This window comes from Vibrio sp. 2134-1, from assembly GCF_033339495.1.
In genome coordinates this window covers 1-546 of sequence record NZ_JAWOUS010000839.1, presented here as the reverse complement: position 1 = coordinate 546, position 546 = coordinate 1, and the positions used below count along the sequence as shown (strand labels likewise).

Here is a 546-nt window from a genome sequence, read left to right as displayed (position 1 = left end):
AAACATAATGCGAGCGATGCCGATAAGAAAATGGGCATCTTTATGATTTGTTTCAATGGATTCCCGTTACTTAACAACATCACACCTACGCTGATATGTAAGCAAGCTGATACTACAAACAGCAGTACAGCAGAAGAAAGGGCAACTTCGCCAAATGTATAAGTGAACAACGGTATCGCAAGGTTCCCGCTATTTCGAAACATATGAGGTGGAGCCCAAGCTTTAAATGTTAGCCCAGTGATTTTACAAATCGGAATCATGAGTAACCCCGGAATTAAAACCGCAATGATGGCGGCTAAGAGCAGGGGACCTTGTTCAGAGTCGAGCGACATGCTCACCAATGAGGAAAAAACCAGAGCTGGCGTGCATACATCGATATTAATTCGATTGATGGGGCCAAAATCAGGTTTGATATGGCGCCCAACAAGATAGCCCACACCGACAAGAGCGAATACAGGAAAAAGAATATTAATGATCTGATTAATCATGGTCGCCTTAGTGTATATGAGGTAGATGTGCGCTTAGTTGGTTAATCAACTAAGTGAT

The 546-nt window shown here is 42.7% G+C and carries 1 pseudogene; it reads right to left on the bottom strand.

The features are described from left to right. Positions 1–488: pseudogene (locus tag R7R78_RS28840) on the bottom strand (AEC family transporter); the annotation flags it as partial. Positions 489–546: the final 58 nt, after the last annotated feature.